Source organism: Microtetraspora sp. NBRC 16547, from assembly GCF_030268965.1.
In the GTDB taxonomy this organism is placed as follows: domain Bacteria; phylum Actinomycetota; class Actinomycetes; order Streptosporangiales; family Streptosporangiaceae; genus Microtetraspora.
This window is the reverse complement of the sequence record NZ_BSSE01000001.1, coordinates 260,287-282,483: the sequence shown is the minus strand read 5'-3', so window position 1 is coordinate 282,483 and position 22,197 is coordinate 260,287. Positions and strand designations below refer to the sequence as shown.

At 70.7% G+C, this 22,197-nt stretch carries 20 protein-coding genes; 14 read left to right on the top strand and 6 right to left on the bottom strand.

Going from position 1 to position 22,197, the window contains the following annotated elements; genetic code table 11:
• Nucleotides 1–9 precede the first annotated feature (9 nt).
• Together QSK17_RS01215 and QSK17_RS01210 are read left to right on the top strand one after the other, a co-directional pair.
• Nucleotides 10–1,161, top strand: a complete 1,152-nt coding sequence (locus QSK17_RS01215; protein ID WP_285702457.1) for an RNA-guided endonuclease InsQ/TnpB family protein — start codon at nt 10–12, stop codon at nt 1,159–1,161.
• Between the two features lie 248 nt (nt 1,162–1,409).
• On the top strand, nt 1,410–1,745 hold the full coding sequence (locus tag QSK17_RS01210; RefSeq protein WP_285702456.1) for a hypothetical protein: 336 nt from the start codon (nt 1,410–1,412) through the stop codon (nt 1,743–1,745).
• Here QSK17_RS01210 and QSK17_RS01205 read toward each other — a convergent pair whose 3' ends face one another.
• Nucleotides 1,746–2,762: a scabin-related ADP-ribosyltransferase gene (locus tag QSK17_RS01205; RefSeq protein ID WP_285702455.1), complete on the bottom strand. Its 1,017-nt coding sequence runs from the start codon at nt 2,760–2,762 to the stop codon at nt 1,746–1,748. It lies immediately after the preceding gene.
• Nucleotides 2,762–6,775, bottom strand: coding sequence for a type VII secretion protein EccCa (gene eccCa / locus QSK17_RS01200; protein ID WP_285702454.1), 4,014 nt, complete (start codon nt 6,773–6,775; stop codon nt 2,762–2,764). The genes QSK17_RS01205 and eccCa overlap by 1 nt, the downstream gene beginning before the upstream one ends.
• 122 nt (nt 6,776–6,897) lie before the next feature.
• Here eccCa and eccD point away from each other — a divergent pair, with 122 nt between their 5' ends.
• On the top strand, nt 6,898–8,334 hold the full coding sequence (gene eccD / locus QSK17_RS01195) for a type VII secretion integral membrane protein EccD (RefSeq protein ID WP_285702453.1): 1,437 nt from the start codon (nt 6,898–6,900) through the stop codon (nt 8,332–8,334).
• Between the two features lie 33 nt (nt 8,335–8,367).
• Here eccD and QSK17_RS01190 read toward each other — a convergent pair whose 3' ends face one another.
• Both QSK17_RS01190 and QSK17_RS01185 read right to left on the bottom strand, forming a co-directional pair.
• Nucleotides 8,368–9,117: a hypothetical protein gene (locus QSK17_RS01190; protein WP_285702452.1), complete on the bottom strand. Its 750-nt coding sequence runs from the start codon at nt 9,115–9,117 to the stop codon at nt 8,368–8,370.
• Between the two features lie 112 nt (nt 9,118–9,229).
• Nucleotides 9,230–9,514 (bottom strand): hypothetical protein, encoded by a 285-nt coding sequence (locus tag QSK17_RS01185; protein ID WP_285702451.1) that lies wholly within the window; start codon nt 9,512–9,514, stop codon nt 9,230–9,232.
• Between the two features lie 286 nt (nt 9,515–9,800).
• Here QSK17_RS01185 and QSK17_RS01180 point away from each other — a divergent pair, with 286 nt between their 5' ends.
• From QSK17_RS01180 to QSK17_RS01130, 11 genes are all read left to right on the top strand, one after another.
• Nucleotides 9,801–9,992 (top strand): hypothetical protein, encoded by a 192-nt coding sequence (locus QSK17_RS01180; protein WP_285702450.1) that lies wholly within the window; start codon nt 9,801–9,803, stop codon nt 9,990–9,992.
• Between the two features lie 103 nt (nt 9,993–10,095).
• The gene (locus QSK17_RS01175) at nt 10,096–10,659 is read left to right on the top strand and encodes a YbaB/EbfC family nucleoid-associated protein (RefSeq protein ID WP_285702449.1); all 564 of its coding nucleotides are present in this window, start codon (nt 10,096–10,098) and stop codon (nt 10,657–10,659) included.
• Between the two features lie 141 nt (nt 10,660–10,800).
• Nucleotides 10,801–11,250: a YbaB/EbfC family nucleoid-associated protein gene (locus QSK17_RS01170; RefSeq protein ID WP_285702448.1), complete on the top strand. Its 450-nt coding sequence runs from the start codon at nt 10,801–10,803 to the stop codon at nt 11,248–11,250.
• A 167-nt stretch (nt 11,251–11,417) separates the two neighbouring features.
• Entirely contained in the window at nt 11,418–11,744 is a 327-nt protein-coding gene (locus tag QSK17_RS01165; protein ID WP_285702447.1) for a WXG100 family type VII secretion target, read from the top strand.
• Between the two features lie 33 nt (nt 11,745–11,777).
• A complete protein-coding gene (locus tag QSK17_RS01160) occupies nt 11,778–12,092 on the top strand; it encodes a WXG100 family type VII secretion target (RefSeq protein WP_285702446.1) in 315 nt (104 codons plus the stop codon).
• A 130-nt stretch (nt 12,093–12,222) separates the two neighbouring features.
• Complete coding sequence (locus QSK17_RS01155; protein ID WP_285702445.1) at nt 12,223–12,645, top strand: hypothetical protein; 423 nt, start codon at nt 12,223–12,225, stop codon at nt 12,643–12,645.
• 11 nt (nt 12,646–12,656) lie between these two features.
• On the top strand, nt 12,657–14,234 hold the full coding sequence (locus QSK17_RS01150; RefSeq protein WP_285702444.1) for a WXG100 family type VII secretion target: 1,578 nt from the start codon (nt 12,657–12,659) through the stop codon (nt 14,232–14,234).
• A gap of 76 nt (nt 14,235–14,310) precedes the next feature.
• Nucleotides 14,311–14,838 carry a hypothetical protein gene (locus QSK17_RS01145; RefSeq protein WP_285702443.1) on the top strand — a complete coding sequence of 176 codons (528 nt, stop codon included), beginning with the start codon at nt 14,311–14,313 and terminating at the stop codon, nt 14,836–14,838.
• Nucleotides 14,839–14,888: 50 nt separating this feature from the next.
• Complete coding sequence (locus QSK17_RS01140; RefSeq protein WP_285702442.1) at nt 14,889–16,196, top strand: WXG100-like domain-containing protein; 1,308 nt, start codon at nt 14,889–14,891, stop codon at nt 16,194–16,196.
• Nucleotides 16,197–16,217: 21 nt separating this feature from the next.
• Nucleotides 16,218–17,399 carry a hypothetical protein gene (locus tag QSK17_RS01135; protein WP_285702441.1) on the top strand — a complete coding sequence of 394 codons (1,182 nt, stop codon included), beginning with the start codon at nt 16,218–16,220 and terminating at the stop codon, nt 17,397–17,399.
• A gap of 41 nt (nt 17,400–17,440) precedes the next feature.
• Nucleotides 17,441–18,145, top strand: a complete 705-nt coding sequence (locus QSK17_RS01130) for a hypothetical protein (RefSeq protein ID WP_285702440.1) — start codon at nt 17,441–17,443, stop codon at nt 18,143–18,145.
• 94 nt (nt 18,146–18,239) lie between these two features.
• Here QSK17_RS01130 and eccB read toward each other — a convergent pair whose 3' ends face one another.
• Complete coding sequence (gene eccB, locus QSK17_RS01125; RefSeq protein WP_285702439.1) at nt 18,240–19,658, bottom strand: type VII secretion protein EccB; 1,419 nt, start codon at nt 19,656–19,658, stop codon at nt 18,240–18,242.
• 149 nt (nt 19,659–19,807) lie between these two features.
• Nucleotides 19,808–22,159: a serine/threonine-protein kinase gene (locus tag QSK17_RS01120; protein ID WP_285702438.1), complete on the bottom strand. Its 2,352-nt coding sequence runs from the start codon at nt 22,157–22,159 to the stop codon at nt 19,808–19,810.
• Nucleotides 22,160–22,197: the final 38 nt, after the last annotated feature.

Genomic DNA, 22,197 nt, shown 5'->3' with positions numbered 1-22,197 from the left:
GTGTTCGATGTGAAGCTGGTGGTGCAGGTGAGGCTCCGGCCGACGCCCGAGCAGGCGGCGGCGCTGGAGGCGACCTTGCGCGCCTGCAACGACGCCGCGAACTTCGCCTCGGCGACCGCGTTCACGACCGGGGACCGGCGTGAGTACGCGTTGCGCAAGCACACCTATCGCGAGGTGAGAGCGCGCGGGTTGGGGGCGCAGGCCGCCCAGCATGTGATCAAGAAGGTCGCCGACGCCTACACCACACTGAAGGCCAACATCCGGGCCGGGAACCTGGGATCGGAAGGCTCCCGGCGCCGTGCGCGGGCCGAGAGTAAACCGATCGTCTTCCGCGCCGGTGCCGCGCAGCCGTTCGATGACCGCTGCCTGTCCTGGGACCACACCGCCCACACGGTGTCGATCTGGACCGCGGCCGGCCGGTTGCGCAATGTCGCGTTCGTCGGCTCGGCCGACCAGCTCAAGGCGCTGGCCTTGTACCGGAAGGGCGAATCCGACCTGGTCTGCCGGGATGGCATGTGGTTTCTGTATGCGACCTGTGAGATCCCTGATGTTCCGGTCACTGAACCGGGCGCCTTCATAGGGGTGGATCTGGGCATCGCCAACATTGCCACCACCAGTGACGGCGCCCGCCACTGCGGTAAGGGACTGAACGCGGTCCGTCACCGCAACCGGGAGCTGCGCCGCCGGTTGCAGGTTAAGGCCACCAGGTCCGCCAAACGGCTGCTGAAGAAGCGCCGCCGCAAGGAGGCGCGGTTCGCCGCCGATACCAATCACCGCATCGCCAAACGCATCGTGACCGAGGCAGAACGCACCGGACGCGGGATCGCCCTGGAAGACCTGGGCGGGATCCGTGACCGGGTACGGCTCCGCAAGCCCCAGCGGGTCACGCTGCACTCGTGGAGTTTCCACCAGTTGGGGAGCTTCATCGTCTACAAGGCGGCCCAGCGCGGGGTCGCCGTGATCCACATCGATCCGGCCTACACCTCCCAGACCTGCTCGGCCTGCGGGCATGTGGACAAGGCCAACCGGCCGGGCCAGGCAACCTTCTCCTGTACGTCGTGCGGCTTCGCTGAGCACGCCGACGTCAACGCGGCCCGCAACATCGCCTCGCGCGGTGTCACGGGCTGGGCAGTGAGTCACGCTGCCGACGACGCGGCCTGACTCGTACCTGCCAGGTACGGCGAGGAGCTGCAAGCTTGGTCCTTCAGGGCCGAGAAGCTGACTATCACGCTCACCACTCCAGGCACCGCCGAGACGGATCCGGGCGGGTGTCCGCGTCCGGGCGGCCTTCAGCATGCGGAGGCAGGGCGGCATCTCGGACTTGAGGGCAGGATCCGGCACTTTTCGGCATGCTTGGTGGTGACAAGCAGACGGCATTCGGAGAGCGCTGATGAGGAAGGAGACGGGGCATGAGGGAACCGGGCGGGATCGAGGTCTCCCACGCGGACCTGCGCGCCGGCGGTGACGGGCTCCTACGCGTGGGGGAGGACATGGCGCTCGAGGTCGAGGTCTTCGCCACGGAGTTGGCGGGTCGGTTGGATCCCTGGGGCGACGACGAGCTGGGAAGCATGTGCGGCCCGATCTACGCCATGATCAGGCGGGAGGCGATCGACGCGTACGTGACGCTCGCCGGCGGGATCAGGGACGCGGGGATCACTGTCGAGACGATGTCCGGGAATCACGGTCGCGCCGAGCTGGCCGGCGCGGAAGCCGCGGCCAACGCCGTTCCCGGCCGGATGGTCTGATCACGGTCGGTAACCGGGGTTGGGGACGTAGCCCCCGAATGTCCCGGTCGTGGCGTCGTACGGTCGGGCCCCTTTGATGAACCTGCCCTCGATCCCGCCGGGGAACGCGACTTCCCGCTGGTGCCCGGTGCGCAGGGCGCTGCCCATGGTGTCGACGATGTCGATCCCTCCCGGCGCGTCCACGTCGTACAGGTATCTCGTCGGGAAGATGTCCATCGGGTTGTCCAGCCGGGTGGTGCTGACGAACGCCGACTCCTCGAACCGCAGGTGGGACTCCAGGTCGGCGTTGCGGGGGTTGCGCGGATGGAAGCCGGGCCCGAAGACCTCGTCCGGGTGACGGTCGTCCGCGCGTCGCAGGATGAGCCGGTCCGTACGCCACACCGGGGACGGGGTGATGGCCTTGACGTTCACGGTTCGGTCCGCCGCGGCGCGGAGCGGGTCCGGCCGTCTGGCGAGCCGCATGCGCAGCCCCATGGGGGTGATCTTCTGGAAGAGGGCGCGGGCGCGCTCGAGGAGTGAGCCGACGATTCGTTTGAGGCGGTGGAGGGTGGTGTGGAGGAGTCCGCGGATGGCGACGCGGGTGGCGGCGATGGAGAGGGGGAGTGTGGCGAGTGAGGTGCCGAGGCTGGCGCCGGCGGCGGCGATGGCCTGGGCGACCCGTACGGCGAGGCGGGCGAGTGCGGTGATGATGCCGATTTTGAAGGCGGCGACGATGGCGGCTCCGGCGAGGCAGGCGGCGCCGATGAGCCGGGTGGCGGTGATGGCGTCGTTGCTTTGGGCGGTGGGACCCTCGGCGGAGGTCCAGCGGTCCCACATGGCGGTGATGTCTTGGCCGCTGTTGCGGGTGACGACACGTTGGACGTGGTCGTTGGCGTTTTGGGCTTGTTCGTAGAGGGTGTCGGCGAAGCCGATCCACATGCGTCCGGCTTCGAGGAGCTTGGTCTCGTCGGCGGCGGGCCAGGTGTAGCCGACGAGACCCATGGCCAGGACCAGCCCGGTCGGAAGGTGGAGGCCCATCAGTCCGCTTCCGGGGGCTGGTGTGGCGGGAGGAACGCCGTCTGCATGAGGCGGTTGCCGTACTTCCGATCGACGTGGTAGCCGCGACCGGGCGGGAGCGGGTGTGCCCGCACGTTGCCGAAGAGGAAGCCCTCGTCCCGGTTGCCGGACAGGACGACGGCGGGGCTGGCCATGTCCTTGAGCCGCTGGATGACGGGGTCGAACATGGCCCGGCCGAGACCGCCCATCGCCCGGGACATCACCAGGTGCAGGCCGATGTCGCGGGCCTGCGGCAGTAGCTCGGCCAGGGGCAGCAGAGGATTGGACGAGGTGGCGACCAGCTCGTAGTTGTCCACCACGATGTAGAGGTCGGAGCCGCGCCACCAGTTGCGCGCCCTGAGCTGCTCGGGCGTGAGGTCGGCGGGGGGCAGCCGCTTGAGCAGCGCGTTGCGGGCGTCGTTGATCAGTTCGAGCGCCGCGGGTCCGGACGCCGCGTAGCCGATGCGGTGGTCGGTGACGGCGGTGTCGAGAAGCGTCCGGCGATAGTCGATCACGATCATCATGGCCTCCTGCGGGGTGCGCCGGGCCACCAGGCCCTCGGCCACCAGCCGCAGCAGGTTGGACTTGCCGCTCTCGGTGTCGCCGACCACGACGAAGTGCGGATCGGTGTCGAAGTCGAGCAGCACGGGCGAGAGGGTGCCCTCGTCGATGCCGATCGCGATCCGGCCCGGCCCGGTCGCCGCGACGTCCGGCAGCGTCTCGGCGGGCAGCACGGACGGCAGGAGCCGTACGGCGGGGGCGGGCCGGCCCGTCCAGGCGTTCCGCACCGCCTGGACGAGCGCGCGGACGCCGTCCGGGAGGTCGTCGGCGCGCTGGACGCCGTCGATGCGGGGCAGCGCCGACAGGAAGTGCATGCCGTCCCTGGTCAGGCCGCGGCCGGGCACGCCCTCCGGCACGGCCAGCGACTTCTTGCGGTTGATCTCCGACTCGTACGCGTCGCCGAGCTTGAGCTCGACGCGGGTGCCGAACAGGTCCCTGATGCCGGGCCGGAACTCCGACCACTTGTTGGTGGCGGCCACGACGTGGATGCCGTAGCCGAGCCCGCGCGCGGCCAGGTCGGTGATGATGGGTTCGAGCGTCTCGAAGTCCTGCCGGATGGTCAGCCAGCCGTCGACCACCAGGAAGATGTCGCCCCACCCGTCGCCCTCGATCGTGCCGTCGGCCAGCCCCCGCCGGTAGGCCGTGATCGAGTCGATCCCCTGCTCGGCGAACTCGCGTTCCCGCTGCTGGAGGAGCGTCGAGATCTCGGCGACCGTACGGCGGACCCGGTCGGCGTCGAGACGGCTGGCGACGCCGCCGACGTGCGGCAGCCCGTCGAGCGAGGCGAGCGAGCCGCCTCCGAAGTCCAGGCAGTAGAACTGGACCTCGCGGGGCGTGTGGGTGAGCGCCATGCTCGTGATCAGCGTGCGGAGCACCGTGCTCTTGCCGCTCTGCGTGCCGCCGGCGACGGCGACGTGGCCGGCCGCGCCGGACAGGTCCAGCCAGAACGGTTCGCGGCGCTGCTCGAAGGGCTTGTCGACCACGCCGATCACGGTGTGCAGCCGTCCCCGGCCATCCCAGCCCGCGGTGGACAACCCCAGCTCCGGTGTGACCGACAGCGGGGGGAGCAGGTGGGTGAGGGTTGGCGGGTCGCCGAGCGGCGGCAGCCAGATGCGGTGGGCGGCCGGTCCCTTGCCCGTCATCCTGGCCACCACGACGTCGAGCAGGCTGTCCTGGGTCTGCGGGCCGTCGGCCGTCGCTCCTTCGGCGGCCGAGTCTCCGGCCTCCTCCGGCGCCTTCTCGATCTCCGGCAGAGGGGCGTACGCCGTGCCGTACTCGACCACGCGGGGCGGCGCGGCGCCGCCGTCGGGCGCGGCCGCGTGGTGCGTCCCCGCCTCGTACGCCCCGGAGACGTAGGCCGCCTTGAACCGGGTCATCCCAGTGGTGTCGAACTTGAGGTACCCGTTGCCGGGAGCGGACGGCAGCTCGTACGCGTCGGCCACGCCGAGCACGACCCGGCTCTCCATCGCGGAGAAGGTCCGCAACCCGATCCGGTACGACAGGTGGGTGTCCAGGCCGCGCAGCCGCCCCTCCTCCAGGCGCTGCGAGGCGAGCAGCAGGTGCACGCCGAGTGACCGGCCGAGCCGTCCGATCATGACGAACAGGTCGATGAACTCGGGCTTGGCCGTGAGCAGCTCGCTGAACTCGTCGAGGACGACGAACAGGGTGGGCATGGGCGCGAGGTCGGCCCCCTGCTCCCTGGCGCGCTCGTAGTCGCGCAGCGAGGCGTAGTTGCCCGCGGCCCGCAGCAGCTCCTGGCGGCGGACCATCTCGCCGTGCAGGGCGTCGTGCATGCGGTCGACGAGCGGCAGCTCGTCCTCCAGGTTGGTGATGACCGCGGAGACGTGGGAGAGGCTCTCCAGGCCGAGGAACGTGGCGCCGCCCTTGAAGTCGACGAGGACGAAGTTGAGGATCTCCGAGGAGTGGGTGAGGGCGAGGCCGAGCACGAGTGTGCGCAGCAGCTCGCTCTTGCCCGATCCGGTGGCGCCGATCACCAGGCCGTGCGGCCCCATGCCGCCCTGAGCCGACTCCTTGATGTCGAGCTCGACCACGCGGCCGTCCGCGCCGAGCCCGATCGGCACCCGCAGCCGGTTGCGGCCGGCCCGGGGCCGCCACGTCACCGCGGGGTCGATGAGGGCGGCGTCGCCGACGCCGAGCAGGTCGGTGAGCGACGTGTTCGTCGCGAGGACGTCCTGTGTCTCCCTGCCCTTGGCCGTGGACGCGCGCAGCGGGGCGAGCTGCCTGGCCAGGCCCTCGGTTCTGAGGAAGTCGAGCCGGTCCGGGTCGCCGAGCCGGGTCCGGGACTCCTTGCCCGCGTGATCCAGCTTGATCATGAAGAATCCGTCGGGCCGGACATCCAGCCGTAGCGTGCTCTGCTCCTCGACGACTCCCGCCGTCCCGGACAGGTCGATCACGGTGACGCCCTGGATGGCGTCCGTCCCGAGCTGGGAGTCGATCGGCACCCGCCCGCCGTCGATGATCAGGACGTGGTACGGCAGGGCGTCGGCGGCGCCTCCCGGCTTGAACCTCGCGCGCTCCCTCAGCTCGGAGCCGACGAGCCGGTCCAGCTCGGCGAGGTTCTCGGTCATCAGCCGCACCTGACCGGCGGCGTCGGTCTCCTCCGGGTGCAACGCGTGGGGCAGCCACTTGACCCACTCCCAGTGGGGCATCCACTCCTGGTCCGCGCACACCATGATCCGCATGTCGTCGGGCGAGTGGAACACTGCGGTCTGCGCGACCATCGCCCGGACCAGTTCCCGTACGGCGACGGGGTCACCGGTGATTTTGATCCGCGCGAAGGAGTGCAGGGCCACGGCGACCGGAAGCTTCGACACGGTCGAGTGCGCCCGGACGAACCTGCGCAGCGCGCCCGCCGACAGCGCGTCGAGGTCCTCGACCGGCTTGGAGTCCGGCGGGATGAGCTGGATCGCGAGCTTCTGCACGCCCGTACCGAGCCGTACGGTGCCGAAGTCGTCGTCGCGGGGCCGCCGCTCCCAGAGGCGTGGGCCCATGGCGAGCCACCACAGGGAGTCCGGGTCGGGGCCGCTCCATTCGAGGGCCTCCCGCTGCTGCTTGGCGGTCCGCCGTACGCGCTTGCGCACCTGGGAGAGGTACCGGAAGTAGTCCCGGCGCAGGCCGTTCATCCGGGCCTTGCGCTCGCCGGCCTGGCGGCCCATCTGTCCGAGGCTCATTCCCAGCATGGACACCGCGAACAGGCCGCTCGACACGTACATGAGCGGGTTGCCGTTGCCGTTCGCGGTGAACATCAGCCCCATGGCCGCCCCTCCCGCCAGCATCGGCAGGTAGGTGAGCACGTTGCCGAAGCCCTGCGACTGCACCTCCGGGACCTCCGGCGGCGGCTCGAGCAGGATCTCGCCTCGTGGCGGCTTCGGGCCAGGGCGGCGCTCAGGACGGCGCACAATGACGATGCTCACCCTGAATGGCCCTCCAGATCGTTTTGATCTTTTCTTACCAGATGCGCCTTACGTCCGAGTGTCGGAAAGCAAGCGCGCTATCTTCGCCTTGTTCGCTGATCCGCACGGGGAGGAATACGAACGTGACATCGCTGGCCGCCCACGAGCCGATGCCACAGGGAGCCCTGGCCGCCGCGGGCGCCCGGCTGCCCGCGCTGTGCCACGTGACGATCGTCGGCCCGCGCAGGAGGGCCGATCTCGCACTGCCCTCGGACATCCCGCTGCCGCACGTCATGCCCGGCCTGCTGCGCGCGCTCGGCGAGGTCGACGGGGGGTCGGCGGCCGCTCCCGGCTGGGTGCTGCAACGGCTCGGCGGCACCCCCTTCGACATCGGGCAGAGCCTCGGCGCGCTGGGCGTCCTCGACGGTGAGGTGCTCTACCTGCGCCCGCGCGAGTTCGTGCTGCCCCCGGCGATGTTCGACGACGTGGCCGACGTGGTCGCGACCGGCGTCAAGGAGGGCCGCGGCACGTGGGCCGGGAGGCACACCCGGCTGCTCGGGGTGGGCGCCTCCTGCGCCCTCCTCGCCGCCGGAGCCCCGGCGCTGGCGCTGTCCGGGGCGGCCCCGGCCGTCGCCGCCGTGGTCGCTGGCGTGCTCGCCCTCATCCTGCTGGTCGCCGCGGCCTCGATGTCCCGGGCGCTGGGCGACTCCGGGGCGGGCGCGGCGATCGGCTACGCGGCGTTGCCGTACGGGTTCCTGGCGGGGCTGCTCGCCCCGGCCGGGCCGTCCGGGCTCGCGGGGCTCGGCGCGCCGCACCTGCTCGCCGCGCTCGCCTGCACCGCGCTCGTGGCCGCGGTCGGCGGCGCGGCGGTGGCCGACGGCGTGCCCGGGTTCCTCGGCACCGCCGTCGCGTCCATCGCGGGCGCGGTGAGCGCCGCCGTCGTGATGGTGTTCGACGCGCCCCCGGCGGGAGTCGCCGCCGTCGCCGTGTCGGTCCTGCTGGCGTGCAGCCCGTTCATCCCATCGCTGTCGTTCCGTCTGGCCCGGCTGCCGCTGCCCTCCATGCCCACCACGGCCGAGGAGCTGCGCGCGGACAACGAGCGGGTGGACAGCGCGTCCATCCTGGAGCGGACCGGCCAGGCGCAGCGTTACGCGACGGGGCTCATCGCTGGGATCGCGGTGGCCGTGCTCGCCGCCCAGCCGCTGCTCGTGCTCTCCGAGGGATGGATCGCGCCGGTGATGTCGTTCGCGCTGTCCTTGACGCTGGTCATGCGGACCCGCGTCTTCCACGGCGTCGCCCAGCGGCTCTGGTTGACGGTCTCCGCGCTGGCCGGCCTCGTTCTGCTCGTGCTCGCGCTGAGCATGCGGGCGGGCGACGGCGCGTCGATCGCGATTGTGATCGGCCTGGTGTGGGCCGCGGTGATCCCGGTGAGCCTCGGCCTGTGGCTGCCGTCCGGCCGCCCGTCCCCGTTCTGGGGCCGCGCCGGGGACATCGCCGACGTCGTGCTGACCGCCGCGCTGTTCCCGCTCGCGCTGGGCGTGCTGGAGGTCTACGCCTGGATCCGGGGCCTGTCCGGCTGACCCGCCGCCGCCCTCCAGCCGCCTGACCCGTGTCTACTGGCCGTACGGGAGGGGCACGTCGCGCTTGGGGGCGATCCAGTCGAAGCCGGCGGTGGACGGCGGCAACGTCCCGGGCTTGCCGGGCTTGCTGAAGGTCGGGTTGCGATCCACGTTGATCGTCGCCTTCTTGAAGTCGATGGCGGCGACACCGGTCGGCTCGACGTTCCGCATCTGCATCTCCTTGCGCCACAGGTAGCCGAGGATGAACGCCGCACCGCCGAGGTAGGCGAGCAGCGCCTTGCCCCACGCCGCGAGGATCTTGTCGGCGGTCTGGATCAGCACGCGCATGAAGAGTTGCGCCTGGGCGCCGGCCGGGGTGAACCGCAGGACCGCGGCGGAGGCGGTCGTGGCGAGCAGGGTGCCGGAGAACACGAACATCGCCCACCCGAAGTCGCGGAACGTGGCCCCGATCTCGTCGAGCAGCCCGCCCGTGTCGGTGACCATGCCCCGCAGGACCTCCAGCTTTGACTGGAAGGTCACGACGGCGTCCTCGAACGCCGTCTGGTCGTCGGCGATCCAGGTGTCCCTCGACTCCGCCAGCATGAGCGCCAGCATCCGCTTCGGCCCGCCGTCCAGCTCGCGCGCGACCGCGAGCCAGTTGTTGGCCGCGTGAATGATCGCCTCGTCGTCGATCAGCATGTTCTCCACCAGGGTGAGTGTGAGGAGACCCATTCCCGCGAGGATCTGGACCCGTTTCAGGTTGCCGATCGCTTCGACCGCGGGGGCGCCCGCGTGCTTGCCCATGTCGTGCCGCCTTTCCGTGTTCAGGTGCCGTGTGCGATGAAATGCCGCTATTGCCGTGATTGCAGTGAGCGTCGCGAGTGCCGGATCGTCGAGATCCCGTGTGCCGACGCGATCAGACGTACTTGACGGTGCTCGCGTCCTCGGCGGTGCGCCAGTTGGTCGCCGCCGTCTCCAGTTGGACGATCCACTGCTCAGCCGCGTCGATCGCGTCGCTGAGGTGGTCGCGGGCCCTCGTCACGGCTCTCTCGTAGGTGGGCAGGATGATCGCGCTGCCGGACATGCCGAGGGCCCACGGGCCGAGAGTGGTCTCGTTCATCTGCTGGCGGCGGGTCTCGAACTGGGGGATGACGTCCTCGTGCAGGTGAACTCTCAGGTTCCTGATGCCGTTCGAGGTCACGTACCGGTCCTGGTTGCTGCTTGTTCCGCTGGAAGGCTGCTGTGTCGCCGGGTGGCGCGGCGTACTGGAACCCCCGGCGCCCCCCGTACCCCCCGCGCCGCCGGTATGGCTGGAGCTTCCGGTGGACGGGCAGATGCTGGGACAGGGCGGGTAATGGGGGCAGGGCGCCGACGAGGAGGGGGACGGGGAGGGTGAGCCGGGCGTCGGGCTCGGAGTCGCACTCGGGGAGGCGCTTCCCGAGGGGCTCGCGGACGGGCTCGCGGACGGACTGGCCCCGCCGCCGGGGGTGGCCGATCCGCTCGGTGACGGTGACGGGGACGCGGACGAGGTGTCCGAGGGGCTGGGCGTGGCGCTCGCCGAAGGACTCGCCGACCCGTTGGGGCTCGCGGACGGCGTGGCGGAGGCACCGGCCGTGGGCGTCGTTGCGCCAGATGTCGCGTCAGGTGTCGTGCCGGACGCGGCGGCCTCGATCGGATGAGGGGGAGACATGTGATCTCCATATCACCGCGACCGTCCAGGCGGCGACGCTCCTGACGGCGTTCGCGCAGGTGGGAGCCATTTGTTCATGCGGGGTTCGGGCCGTGGCCACGCGGTGCTGGAAGCCGGTTCACCGCCCGCTGATCAACTCGCGGGAGCGATACGACCATGAGGGGGCAGGGATGTTCGACTTCGATCCCGCGACGGTGCGCCCGGAGGAGCTCGACCGGATCATCCGGCAGGCGGATCGTTCCCTCCGGGACCTCACCGACGCCATGGGGCGGCTGGGCGAGGTGACCGGCGAGGGGGAGACCGCGGGCGGCATGGTGCGCGCCGCCGTCGACGGCGAGGGCCGGATCCAGGACCTACGGTTCGACCCCCGGGTGATGCGGCAGGACAGCGAGAGCCTCGCCGAGGCGGTGGTCGACGCGGTACGGGCCGCGCAGGAGGACGCCCGGCGGAAGACCGCCGACGTGCTCGGCTCGGTGCTCGACGAGCCGCCGGGAGAGGCGTCCCACCCCGGCTCGACGGACCGGGCAACGGCGACGGACCGAGCGATGGACATCGATCGCTCCCGGCGGCGGCTGGAGGCGATCCAGGACTCCTTCCTCGACTCGATGGAGGGCCGCCTGGCCGACCTGGAGCGGTTCCGGAGCCGTTCCGGCTGATTCCCCGGCTCATTCGCGGGGCCGGTCAGGGGAACCGGAAATCCGGTGATGGTGATGGGTAATGAGGTACGTTGCTCGAAATATGGCCGTATGTGACTTGTTGTGCCGGACGGGCGGCCGTGTCGAAAGATGGAGCAGCGGATGACGGGATTCGGCGACTTCGCGAACATTGACATCGAGCAGCTCATGCGGCACGGGGATCAGCAGAGCGACCAGATGCGGCAGCTTGAGAGCGTCATCTCCGGCCTGGTCGGCCAGGCGCAGGACGAGGACCGCCTCGTCACCGTGGAATACGCCGCGAACGGCCTGCGCGAGCTGCAGCTGCACCCCAAGGCGATGCGGCTGAGCTCCGGCGAGCTCGCGGAGAAGATCAAGGCGACGATCAAGGAGGCGGGTGACGACCTGCAGCGGAAGGTCGGGGAGGCCTCCCAGGAGATCTTCGGGACGGACGACGATCCGATGCGGCTGCTCAAGGACCCTGATGCGGCGATGCACAAGGTCGCGGCCGCGGAGGCCGTCTACAACCGGACGTTCGACGACGTGATGGCCGACCTTGATCGCATCCGGCGGCGCCTCGAAGACAGAGCGTGACCGATTACGGACATGCTGACCAAAGTTTACTTATCCGTAATCTACCTGCGTGATATCTAGTTAGATCTTGACACTTACGATGCCAGTTGGTGATGTTCGCACGGGATGTCCACGAGGTGTGAGGACATCACGGGCCCAATCTGGCCCTATGCCACGGAGGTGACAGAATGTCGCAGTTCTTTGGCGCGAGCCCGGCTCAGATCAAGCTCGCGTCCGGCCACGTCGTCGACACGGCCCAGTACATCGAGGGTCTTCGCGCCGGTGTCGAGACGACGGCGAACGGCCTGCTGGCCACGGGGTGGATCGGCCCGGCGGCGGCCGTGTTCAGGCGGGCGATGACCACCTGGGACGACAGCATGCGCGCGGTCCGGGAGGACCTCGAGTCGATCGCGCAGACGATGGGCGTCAACGCCATCGTCTACGACGCCGCCGACCAGGACGTGCAGGCCGGTGTCGGCCGCGTCGAGTCGCTGATCAACGTCGACATCCAGTGACCCCAACCCAGCCAGGCAGGAACGGAGTGCTCAGTGTCCGCTGAACTCGACTTCACCAAGGTCAACTTCGGCCACATGGACTTGGCCCAGGGCGACATCGTCAACATCCTCAAGTCCTTCGAGCAGGCCACGACCGACCTGATCACCAAGCTCCAGCAGGACCTCGCGGGTCACTGGGACGGCGACGACGGCGCGGAGGCGTTCTTCAGGGAGCACCAGCGGAAGTGGGACACCGCCGCCGCGAGGATGAAGAGCCAGCTCGACGAGATCCAGCGGGCCATCCAGATCGCGAACGAGAACTACCGGGCGGCCGAGCACAGGAACAAGAGCATGTGGGTGAACGGCTGACCCGCCCTCACACGGGGCCCCGACCGGCCGTCGCCGCTCTCGACGGCCGGGACGACCCCGGGTTCGGTTCCGTGTTGGGTGCCGTGTTCGGTTCCGCGACGCGCTTCGCGTCCCCACGGGTGGGAGGGACATGACCCAGAAAGACGCCATGGAGGGGGGCGGTGGCGGCGACACGTTCCAGGTCGACCCGAAATGGCCGGGCCTGGACGGTGACGTCCCCCTGGAGTACGACGTCCCCACGATCAGGACGATCGCCGGAGAGCTCAAGTCCTACCTGAGCGGCGTGAACGGACGGCCCTTCGACGATGGCTACACCACCGGCACGCTGAGCAGCATCAAGGAGAGCAGCCTGGAGAGCCTCAACTCCGGGCAACTCGGTGAATGGGAGGATGCGCAGGCGCTGGCCGGCACGGTCACCAGGGGTGGCACGGCGTTCCTCGACGCCTACAAGCGGTTCGGCGAGGCGTACGCGGCCGTCGTCGCGGCGATGGAAGCCCATGCCGACGAGTACGCCAAGACCAACCACGCGAACGAGGCCGACCGGAACGTCTGAGAGAGACCGTCGTGGATACCGACAGAAAGACGTACGTCATCAAGGAGGGTCAGCCTCCCACCGCCCGTGCGGTGACCTCGTCCACGCACGAGATCGCCGCATCGTTCCGGAAGAGCAACCCGACCGCGGTGAACGACGCGGGATTCGCCTACGAGCACGCCGCCGGGACGATCGAGCTGATGGCCGACGCGATGCAGGCGCGCGCGCAGCGGCTCTCGGAGGCGTGGAAGGGCCCGGCCGCCGTCGAGGTCCAGAAGGCGCTGCAGTTCCTCACCGCGGCGGGCAACGAGCTCACCACCAAAATGCGGGAGATGAGCCGGGCGCTCAGGTTGTACGGCGACGTCCACCTCCCCGAGGCGAAGGCCGCCATCGAGAAGCTCGACACCTACCTGCAGGGTCAGCTGCCCGGGATGTGCTACGACACCGCGCGCATGGTCCCGCCTCCGACGACGACCACCGGCCCGCTCCTGTCGACCACCGGCACCGACCCCCTGCTGCGCCCGCCGATGCTGATCACGGACGGAAACCCGACCAGGTTTCCCGCGCCGCCGGCTCTGCCGCCCAACGGCATCACCACCAAGGCCAGCTACCTGCAGGCCCAGGCGTACGCGGACAGCCAGGCCCGGCAGGTGCTCGACAAGCTGAACCAGAAAATCGTCGATCTCTATCACGCGCATATCCCGCCGAACGTGACCTACGAGCTGCCCATGGTGGCTCCTGCGGACGGCGACTCCTCTCCCCGGCGGCCGGTCCACTACGGCGACACGTCTCCGTACACCGGTGGGGCGGGCACGTCGGGAAGCGGTTCCGGCGGTGCGAGCCCGACGTCCTGGGGGAACTCCGGAACCGGTGGCTCGGGCCCCGGTGGATCGGGCTCCGGAGGGTCGGGCGCCGGTGGATCGGGATCGGCCGGAACCGGCGGCACTGGCGGTACAGGCGGTACAGGCGGTGACCGGCCCGGTGGGCACACCGGAGGCAGCGGCACAGGCGGCGGCACCTCGGGCGGTACAGGCGGCGGCACCGGTGGCGACACCTCGGGCGGTACAGGCGGCGGCACCGGTGGTGACACGGGAAGCGGCACCGGGGGCGGTCCGGGAGGTACGGCCGACGGCGGCGCCCCGGGCGGTTCGGCGAACGGCTCGGGCACCGGAACGAATACCGGTGACGGTGTCACCCCGCCAGTGATCGGGCAGGGCCACGGATCGGCGGGGAGCGATCCCCAGCACACCGAGGTGGCGGGCGTCCCGGATCTGCCGATCACGACGCCCACCTCCACGCCCACCTCCACGCCGATCTCCGCACCGATCTCCACGTACCCGGGCAACATCACCGGTCCGGTGACGGGCCCGGGCACGGTCCCGCCAGGCGTTCCGTCGATCCTCGGCGGGCCGGGATCCGGCAGGGGTGTGACCGCCGAGCCGGGTCTCGTCGCGCCCCGCGGCCCGGCGGGATCGCCGATGCCGTTCATACCGATGGGTGGAGCAGGCGGAGCGAGTGACTCCGGAGACCAGGTAAGAACGACCTCGCTGCCCGAGGACCCGGACGCCTGGGCCTCGACCCATCGGGCCACCCCGCCGGTGATCGGCTAGAGAGTGTCCGTGGATCTTCGCCGTACTGAGGATCCACGGAACACGACCTAGCTTCAACCAGACCAGGAAGGTGCGCATGTCGCCTGAACACGACCCCGACTGGCCCGGCCTCTCCGAGAAGGACGACGTCGGCGGATCGGGCTACCCGGAACTCAACCGTACGGAGATCAAGCGGATCGCGGGTGACCTGCGGAAGGCCCTGGAACCGTTGATCACCGCGACGGCGCCGCCCGCCAGAGCGGTGGCGTTCGCCAAGGGGGACACTCCGCCGCCACTTCCCGGGCCTCCGGCCGGAGCGGGATCGCTGCCGGACCTGCGGCTGCAGTGCGCGATCAGTGACGAGCATCTCGGGAAGTGGCAGGCGGCGCAGAACTTCGCGTCGACGATGGGGACGGCGTACGGCCTGCTCATCGGGGAGGGCGCGATCAAACGGGACGGGGACAGGAGAGGTTCCCCGGGCGGCGACCGCCTGCAGGCGGGAAGCGGCGCGTACGCGGATGTGGTCATGCGGGCCGACGCCATGGCCGAGACGCTGCTGGAGATGGTCGAAAGCTTTGACAAGGCGGAACAGGCCAATGGAGCCCACGTACCGCGCGAGGTCTGACGGAGTTCACGATGACGAGTCCGACACCGAAGTCCATGAAACTGAAAGAGATGGGGATCGCTCCGACCGAGGACGTCGAGCTCCCCACCGACTGGTTGTCGGCCGCACTTCACTCCAACATCAACAAGATCAAGAACTGGGTCGACGACACCGAACCGAACACGGTGCGGAGGGCCGGGCAGTACTACTGCGCCGCCCAGACGCTGCTCGAGGACTTCGCCGGGCACGTCAAAAGCGCCGCCGTCGCGCTGGCGGAGAACTACCGAGGCCCGGTGGCCGTCGAAACGCAGAAGCAGTTGCGGAGCCTGCACGCGAGCGCGCGGGAGCTCGCTGCCAAGCTGGGGCAGATCGGACGGACGCTCCAGGACTACGCCGAGACTCTCGTCTGGGCGCAACGGAACGTCGTGGTCAAGAGGTTCGAGGACTCGCGCTCCGATCACGACATGGACTGGGCCGACGCGATTCCGTTCTATGGCATCCAGCGAGTGGAAAAGCGCGCGGTGAACCACCTGAGGGAGGTCAACAAGCTGATCGTCAAGCATTATGCCGCGCTTCCCTCCGAGGTCCAGCTGGCGCTGCCCGATCCGAACGCGATCGACCTGCCCGTCTACACGCCCACCGGATTCGACCCGGACAAGGTCACCGTCACGATGCCAGGGGGCCCGAACGGCACCCTCCCGGGTTTCTCCGGACCAGGAGGCATGCCGTCGGCACCGAACCCGTCGATGCCCAAAGTGGACGGCATGACGGGGACGGGGCTGAACTCCCGCGACCTGGGGCTCACCGGCCCCGGCACGGACGGGGTGACACCATCCGTTCTCGGCCCGTCCACGGGAGGTTCCGGGGGAAGCGGCTGGAACGGAGGCGCGACCGGTGGCGGACTTCCAGAGACGGGACCGGGGGCCGGAACGGGATGGGGGACCGGGTCGGGGAACGGACCGGGGAACGGACCGGGCACGGCCGATCTCGCCGGATACAACGGTCCGGGGACGCTCACGCCACCGGGAACCTCGCTCACCGGCCCTTCCAGTGGTGGCCTCCCCAGTTCTGGCGGCTCCACCGGCTCCGGCGCCTTCGGAGGGGGCTCCACGGGGATCGTTCCGGCGTACGACGGCATGTCCGGCGGCAGATCCGGAGGCATGTCCGGCGGCGGGGCGACCTCCCCGCGTACGGGAGCCCGTGGCGCGGGCGCGGGTGCGGGCGCGGGCCGGCCGGGCGCGAACGGCATGGTGATGCCCGCCTCGCATGGCGGACGGGGCCGCGAGGAGCAGGCGGACCGCGAGAACGACACCTGGCTCACGGAAGACGACGAAGTCTGGGGCCACGGCGGCACCGCCACTCCCCCGATCGTGACGTAGCGAACAGCGGAAGGCGCGCATATGAGTTCCTCCAACCCGTCGCTGCCGAGTGCCGCCGACCTGATGAACAGCGGTGAGATCAAGTTCCCGAGGGAAAAGGGAGTGGTGGCGGACCTCGGCAAGCAGTTCGGCGGCCACGCTCCCGCTTTGGGGGACATCTCGACGGTGACCGGTTCGATCGAGATCGGTTTCCCGGGGTTCGGCGTCATGGGCATCGGTCTCGCCATGGCGCACGACAGCGCGCGCAAGGCCGCCGCGAAGGCTCTCTCGGAAGCCCGGGACGCGCTGGAGACCTGGCAGGAGGCACTCGCGGCCATGGACGACAACTACGACCGGTCCAACAACACCAAGGAGATCAAGGACCTGTCCGGCCCCGGAGACCTGGGCCCCGGAGGCCTGGGTCCTGGAGGCCTGGGTCCTGGAGGCCTGGGTCCTGGAGGCCTGGGTCCTGGAGGTCTCGGGACCAAGCCGGATCTGGGGGGCCTGGGGCCCGGAGGTCTCGGGACCAAGCCGGATCTGGGGAACCTGGATCCAGGGGGGCTCGGGACCAAGCCGGATCTGGGGAGCGGTGATCTGGGCACGGGAACGGGCGGGGGGACCGGAGGGCCGGGTGGCGGTTCCGGCTTGGGCGATATGCCGAAGCCGGACACCAAATTGCCCGGATCGCCTGGAACGAACGGCACCGGCGGCCTGCCCGATCCCCGCGTCACGCAGCCGGATCTCGGCTCAGCGGGAACCGGTCTCCCCGACAAGGACACCGGTGGGCTGAACACCCCGTCCGTGACCGATCCGAGCACGCGGCTCGCGGGATTCGACCCGAACGCTCCGTCGACCCCGCAATGGCAGCCTCCCGGAGGTCCAGGAGGAACCGGCGGCCCGACCTGGCAGGGAGCCGACACGGGCACGACCACCGGTGGATCCGGCTACTCCGGGTCCGGAACGGGCACGGGCACGGGCACGGGCACGGGGACGGCGGTCGGCGCGCGCGCTGCGGGCACGGGCACGGGCACAGGCACGGGGACGGCGGTCGGCGCGCGCGCTGCGGGAACGGGCGGCCCGCCGGTGTACGCGCCGCCGATGGGCGGGGGCGCCGCCGGGGGGCAGGAACGCGAGAGGGAGAAGCCGAAGTACCTCTCCGGCAACGAGGACGACTGGGGCGCCGACGACGATGTGGCGCCCCCAGTGGTCGGTCACATCGGCTGAGAACCATCAGGTAACACCACCGCAGAAAGAGGACGCCGCTCGTGGCTTACGAGAACGACACGATGCTGTACATGGACTCGACGGCGGTGGCGGCCGGTGCGGCGACGTTGCTGTGGGAATACCCGGTCGCCAAGACCATCGTCCTCATGATGACGTCGTTCCTCTCGAATCCGCAGGCCATGGCCGCCGGGGCGGAGATGTGGCGCATCGACCTCGACCAACTCAAGAACGAGATCGTCCGGTTGCGGGACTCGATCAAGGACAAATGGGAGGGGCCGGCGCATTCGACCTTCACCTCCACCGTGGACGCGTTTGTCGAGGGGATCGACCAGCTCAAGAAGAACCACGACGCGGCGGGTGACTCCCTCGACCAGAGCGCCCGGCTCTACCATGTCGGCGCCATCGTCTGCGTCGTCGTGGCAGGCGTGCTGGCCAGCTTGGCCGCGATCCAGTACCTGTGCCTCGCCTACCCACCGTCCAAGCTGGCCGTCCGGATCGCCTCGAGCACGGCGCTGGCCGACCTGGCGACCTTACTCAAAGGCCTCCTGGAGAAGCAGGGCAGGGCCATTTTCACGCTCACCGGAGTCATCGCGCTGGTGAACTCGCTGAGTTCGCAGACGGGGGAACTCTTCCCCAGCATGAAGGCGCTGCCCCAGCAGGGTGCCGACTTCTCCAGCGCCTTCCTGAAGCACACCAAGGACGCCGGGCTCAGGCAGGACATCCGGATGCCGTCGAATTATCGGTAGGTACGAACCGCAGGCCGAAGCGGGCGACCCCTCGGCATCCGGACCTACCGCCGCCGGCGGGCCTGGTCACCGGTCCCAGTCACCGGTCGCACTGTCACTGGCCGTACTGCAGGGGTTTCCTGGCGGCGGCGGGGTCGAGCACGGGGCCCTCGGGGATCAGGTGGAGGATCTGCGTGGGCACCGGCGTGACGTCCGAGAGCTCGTAGCCGAGCTTGGCGAGCAGATCGGCGGACGCGACGGCGAACCGGCGCCCCTGGTCGGTGATCAGCGAGTAGGTGTGGACCGCCGAAAGCTGGCCGTCACCGGGCAGCACCCCCGCCACGGCCGCTCCGCCGGGCGGGAGCAGCACCTGGTCGAAATGCTCCTGGTCGCCGCTCGTCGGGGGGACCGGGATCTCCATCCCGCTGCCGATCGTGAGCCGGGCTCGGGCGGACCCGGCCTGGCTGTCGGCGTAGACGGCGCACAGCGGCGCGGACACGTCCGGAGTGATGATCTCCGGCATCTCGGTGGGCAGCCCGGCGACGGTCAGGTCGGTCCCCGACGCGGGGGCGCCGTTCGCCGTGGCCGCGTCGATCTCGATGGGCTTCACCGGCCGACTGCCGTACGCCTGCCTCTTGCTCTCGGGGTCCTCCAGCAGCAGGCGCGCCTGGGTGATGGAGATCGGGGCGAGCCCGTCACGGAGGAGGACGTACCACCGGGCGGGGCTCCCGGCGATCGGCGGGACCGTGAACACCTGGCCGACCACGGCGCTCCGGCCGTCCGGCCCGCGGACCTTGCGCCCGCGCTCGGGGACGTCCGGGCCGCGGAAGCCGGGCCCTTCCGGGATGGCGTTGAGCCAGGCAGCCGGCACCGTCCTGGGGTTCGCGCCGAGCAGCGCGCGGGCGCCGCCACCGGTGACGCGCAGCCGCTGGTCGCCCCAGATCAGCCACTCCTGCCGGCCGTCCTCGACGACCATGGCGTCCCCGCCGATCGCCCGGCCCCCGACGTCCCTGCCACCCACCAGGGTCACGTACGCCGTGTGCGACCCGGCGGCGTCGGTCGCCTCGGTCACGCAGGCCGACCAGGGGCCGCGGACCAGGCTCTCGGAGGCGGGGAGGGAGTTCGGCGCTCCGGGGATGCCCACGAGCGGACCGCGGTCGAACTTCGCGAGCGAGGCCGCCGACACGGTGCGCGTTGTCACGTTCGCGCTGTCGAGCAGCAGGCGCGCCGAGACGTAGTTGGCGACGGGGAGCAGCGTGTCCCCGGGCTCGCTGAAGACGTAGGTGGCGCCGCTCTCCTCCTCGACGAGCAGTTGGCCGGGCTCGGTCAGGTTGGTCGCGCCGCCCGGCTTGAGCAGCCCCCAGATCCCGAAGATCGCCAGGACGAGGATCGCGACCAGGACGCCCGAGAACGTCGCGACGCTGTGCCTGCGCATCGGCGACTCCGGCACGTCCGGCTCCGCCTGCAGCAGGGCCATGCCCAGGCGCTGCATCATCAGCCGATGTGCCTGATAGAGATCCTTACGGGTCTGCATCCCAGTCCGTTCTCCCGAGGCGGGTGATCAGGGCGGTTCGCCGGAGCCTCCGATTCTCTCCGGTCAGGACGGCCGGAGGCGCGGCGGTCACGATCATCGTGGCCGCCGCGCCTCGTACGGGATCCGCCGGGCTCATCCGGGATGGGCGATCACCCGCAGTTCGCCCAGTCGCCGCCGGTGCTGCCGCCGTCGCCGCCACCGGAGAAGCGCACGCACTTGCCCTTTCCGGACAGCATCACCGGACCGGCGTAGTACTGGAAGGCCCCGCCGTCGCTCGAGCTGCCGCCGCCCTGGATCTCCAGCTTGGCCCAGACCTGGGTGGCCTTACCGACGTCCGCCGTCTTCATGGCGACCACGCAGTTGTATCCGGAGGAGTTGCTGTAGAGCTGGTAGACCGTGCCCCCGTTGAAGCCTGCCGACCGCTGGACGTAGTAGCCCGATCCGTGACCGCCGGAGTTGCAGACCTGCTCCGGCGTGTACGGGTTCCTGGCCGGCTGGGGCGCCGGCTTCTGCGCGGGCGGCTCCGGCGCCTTGGTGGGAGGCGGTGCCACGGTCTTCGTCGGCGTGGGAGGCGGTGCGGTCTTCGTCGGCGTGGGGTCCGGCTTCCTGGTGGGAGGCGGTGCCACGGTCTTCGTCGGCGTGGGAGGTGGTGCCACGGTCTTCGTCGGCGTGGGATCGGGCCGCCTCGTGACGATGTGCGTGGGAGCCGGCGTCGTCGGGTCGGGAGCCGGTTCCTGCGTCTCGATAGGCGTCGCCGTGGGCGTGGGCGACGGTGTGCGGTTGGGCCGGCCCCGGTGGCTGCGCGTCGGCGACGGGGCGGCCGTGGGCTTCTCCGTCGTCCGCTGTGTGGTCGGCTGTGTGATCGGCACGGGGGGCGGCGACATCGGGATGTTCGGGATCGTCGGAACCGTGACCACGTCGGGTGTGGGGTTCTCCGACACCCAGTCGGTGGGCAACGTCAGCGGAAACACGCCGGTGGCCTCCGGCTCCGGAGTGGTCGCCCACGGGACGGTCACCTGGGTCTGGGGCTGCTGCGGCTTGCCGGTGGTCCCCACGGACGGGATGGTGTCCGCGGGGCTCGCCGCCATGCTGTGCTTCCCTTCAGCGGCCCCCTCGGCCGCCGCGCGGTCGAACGACTTCGTGTCGGCGTAGTGACCGGCGGCCCACACCCCGCCGACGGACAGCGCGAGGACCGCGGCCAGGGACGCCGCCAGCCCGAGGGAGGGACCCTTGCGCAGCGGAGCGCGCTGATCCTGGCGACCCGGCCCGCCGACAGTCCCCTGCACGGGCGGGGCCTGGTTGGGCATCGGGGGCGCCCCCCACGCGGGCGCGGCCGGCGGCAGCTGCTGCTGGGGAGGGCCCTGCCAGACCTGGCCGGGAGCCGCCATCGGGTTCCCGTGCGGGCCCGGAGCGGGAGACGCGGAACCGGGCGGCGGAGGCGGCCCCCAGGGCTGCCCGCCCTCCGGCCGGGGGAACGGCTGCGGGCCGTGCTGCTGCGCAGGGAGGACGACGCCCGCAACGGGAGCGCCGGGCAGCGGCGCGGCGGGTACGGCGACGTCCGCGGACGGGGCCGCGGCGTCGTCCTCGCCGAGCAGCCGCAGCATCGCGTTCCGCGCGGTGGGCCGGGCGGCCGGATCGGGGGAGAGGCAGGCGAGGACGACGCGCCGCAGCGGCTGCGGAACGCCGTCCAGAGCGGGCACGTCCCCGGCCGGCCGGTCGCCGCCCGCGCCACCCGCCGCGTCACCTGGCGCGCCGGTGGCCGTACCGCCTGACGTACCGCCCGCCCTGCCGGCGGCGATGGCGGCGGCGATGCCCCGCACGTTGACGGTCATCTCAGGTGAAGGCCCGCCGTCCTCGGCAGGGTCCGACGGGGTGTCCGCGGCCGGGGCGGATGCGCCGGGGGCGTGTCCGGTCGCGGCGTAGGCGATGGACGCCGCCCAGGAGAAGAGGTCCGACCGTGCGTCACCGGGCTCGCCGCGGATCTGCTCGGGAGCGCGGTACGCGCCCACGGCCTCTCCCATGCCGATGTCGGACACCCGGGGGCCGTCCGACCCGATCAGGATGTTGTCCGGCGTGAGTCCCCGGTGGACCAGGCCGGCCGCGTGGACCGCGGTGAGAGCGGTGAGGGTGCCCAGGGCGAGGCGCTCCAGGGCGTCGGCCTCCAGCGGCCCGCCGTCCCGCACGGTCTCGTGCAGGGAGGCTCCCTTGACGTACCCGCGGACCACATACGGCTGGTCGCCCACCCAGCCCGCCTCGATCGGCGGGACGGCGTGGGAGCCGGACAATCCCTTGGCCGCGCTCAGTTCCTGGACGAGCCGGTCCCTGGCCTCCGCGTCGGCGGACGGCCGGGCGTGCATCACCTTGACGACGGACGCCGCCGCCTCCGGAGAGGGGCGTCCCAGATAGGTGACACCTCGGGGTCCTTCACCGAGCCGCCCGACGAGGGCGTATCCGCCTACCTGCTCTGGATCGTCAGGCAGCAGGGGGTGTATATCGCCCATCGAACTTCCTTCCGGGCCGTATCGGTTCAATGAGGGCA

Bases quoted from the DNA above. Each gene is read 5' to 3' on its own strand.
- QSK17_RS01210 (WP_285702456.1), top strand. From the start codon at position 1,410: ATGAGGGAACCGGGCGGGATCGAGGTCTCCCACGCGGACCTGCGCGCC.
- QSK17_RS01205 (WP_285702455.1), bottom strand. From the start codon at position 2,762: ATGGGCCTCCACCTTCCGACCGGGCTGGTCCTGGCCATGGGTCTCGTC.
- QSK17_RS01190 (WP_285702452.1), bottom strand. From the start codon at position 9,117: ATGGGCAAGCACGCGGGCGCCCCCGCGGTCGAAGCGATCGGCAACCTG.
- QSK17_RS01170 (WP_285702448.1), top strand. From the start codon at position 10,801: ATGACGGGATTCGGCGACTTCGCGAACATTGACATCGAGCAGCTCATG.
- QSK17_RS01165 (WP_285702447.1), top strand. From the start codon at position 11,418: ATGTCGCAGTTCTTTGGCGCGAGCCCGGCTCAGATCAAGCTCGCGTCC.
- QSK17_RS01155 (WP_285702445.1), top strand. From the start codon at position 12,223: ATGACCCAGAAAGACGCCATGGAGGGGGGCGGTGGCGGCGACACGTTC.
- QSK17_RS01145 (WP_285702443.1), top strand. From the start codon at position 14,311: ATGTCGCCTGAACACGACCCCGACTGGCCCGGCCTCTCCGAGAAGGAC.
- QSK17_RS01140 (WP_285702442.1), top strand. From the start codon at position 14,889: ATGGGGATCGCTCCGACCGAGGACGTCGAGCTCCCCACCGACTGGTTG.
- QSK17_RS01135 (WP_285702441.1), top strand. From the start codon at position 16,218: ATGAGTTCCTCCAACCCGTCGCTGCCGAGTGCCGCCGACCTGATGAAC.
- eccB (WP_285702439.1), bottom strand. From the start codon at position 19,658: ATGCAGACCCGTAAGGATCTCTATCAGGCACATCGGCTGATGATGCAG.
- QSK17_RS01120 (WP_285702438.1), bottom strand. From the start codon at position 22,159: ATGGGCGATATACACCCCCTGCTGCCTGACGATCCAGAGCAGGTAGGC.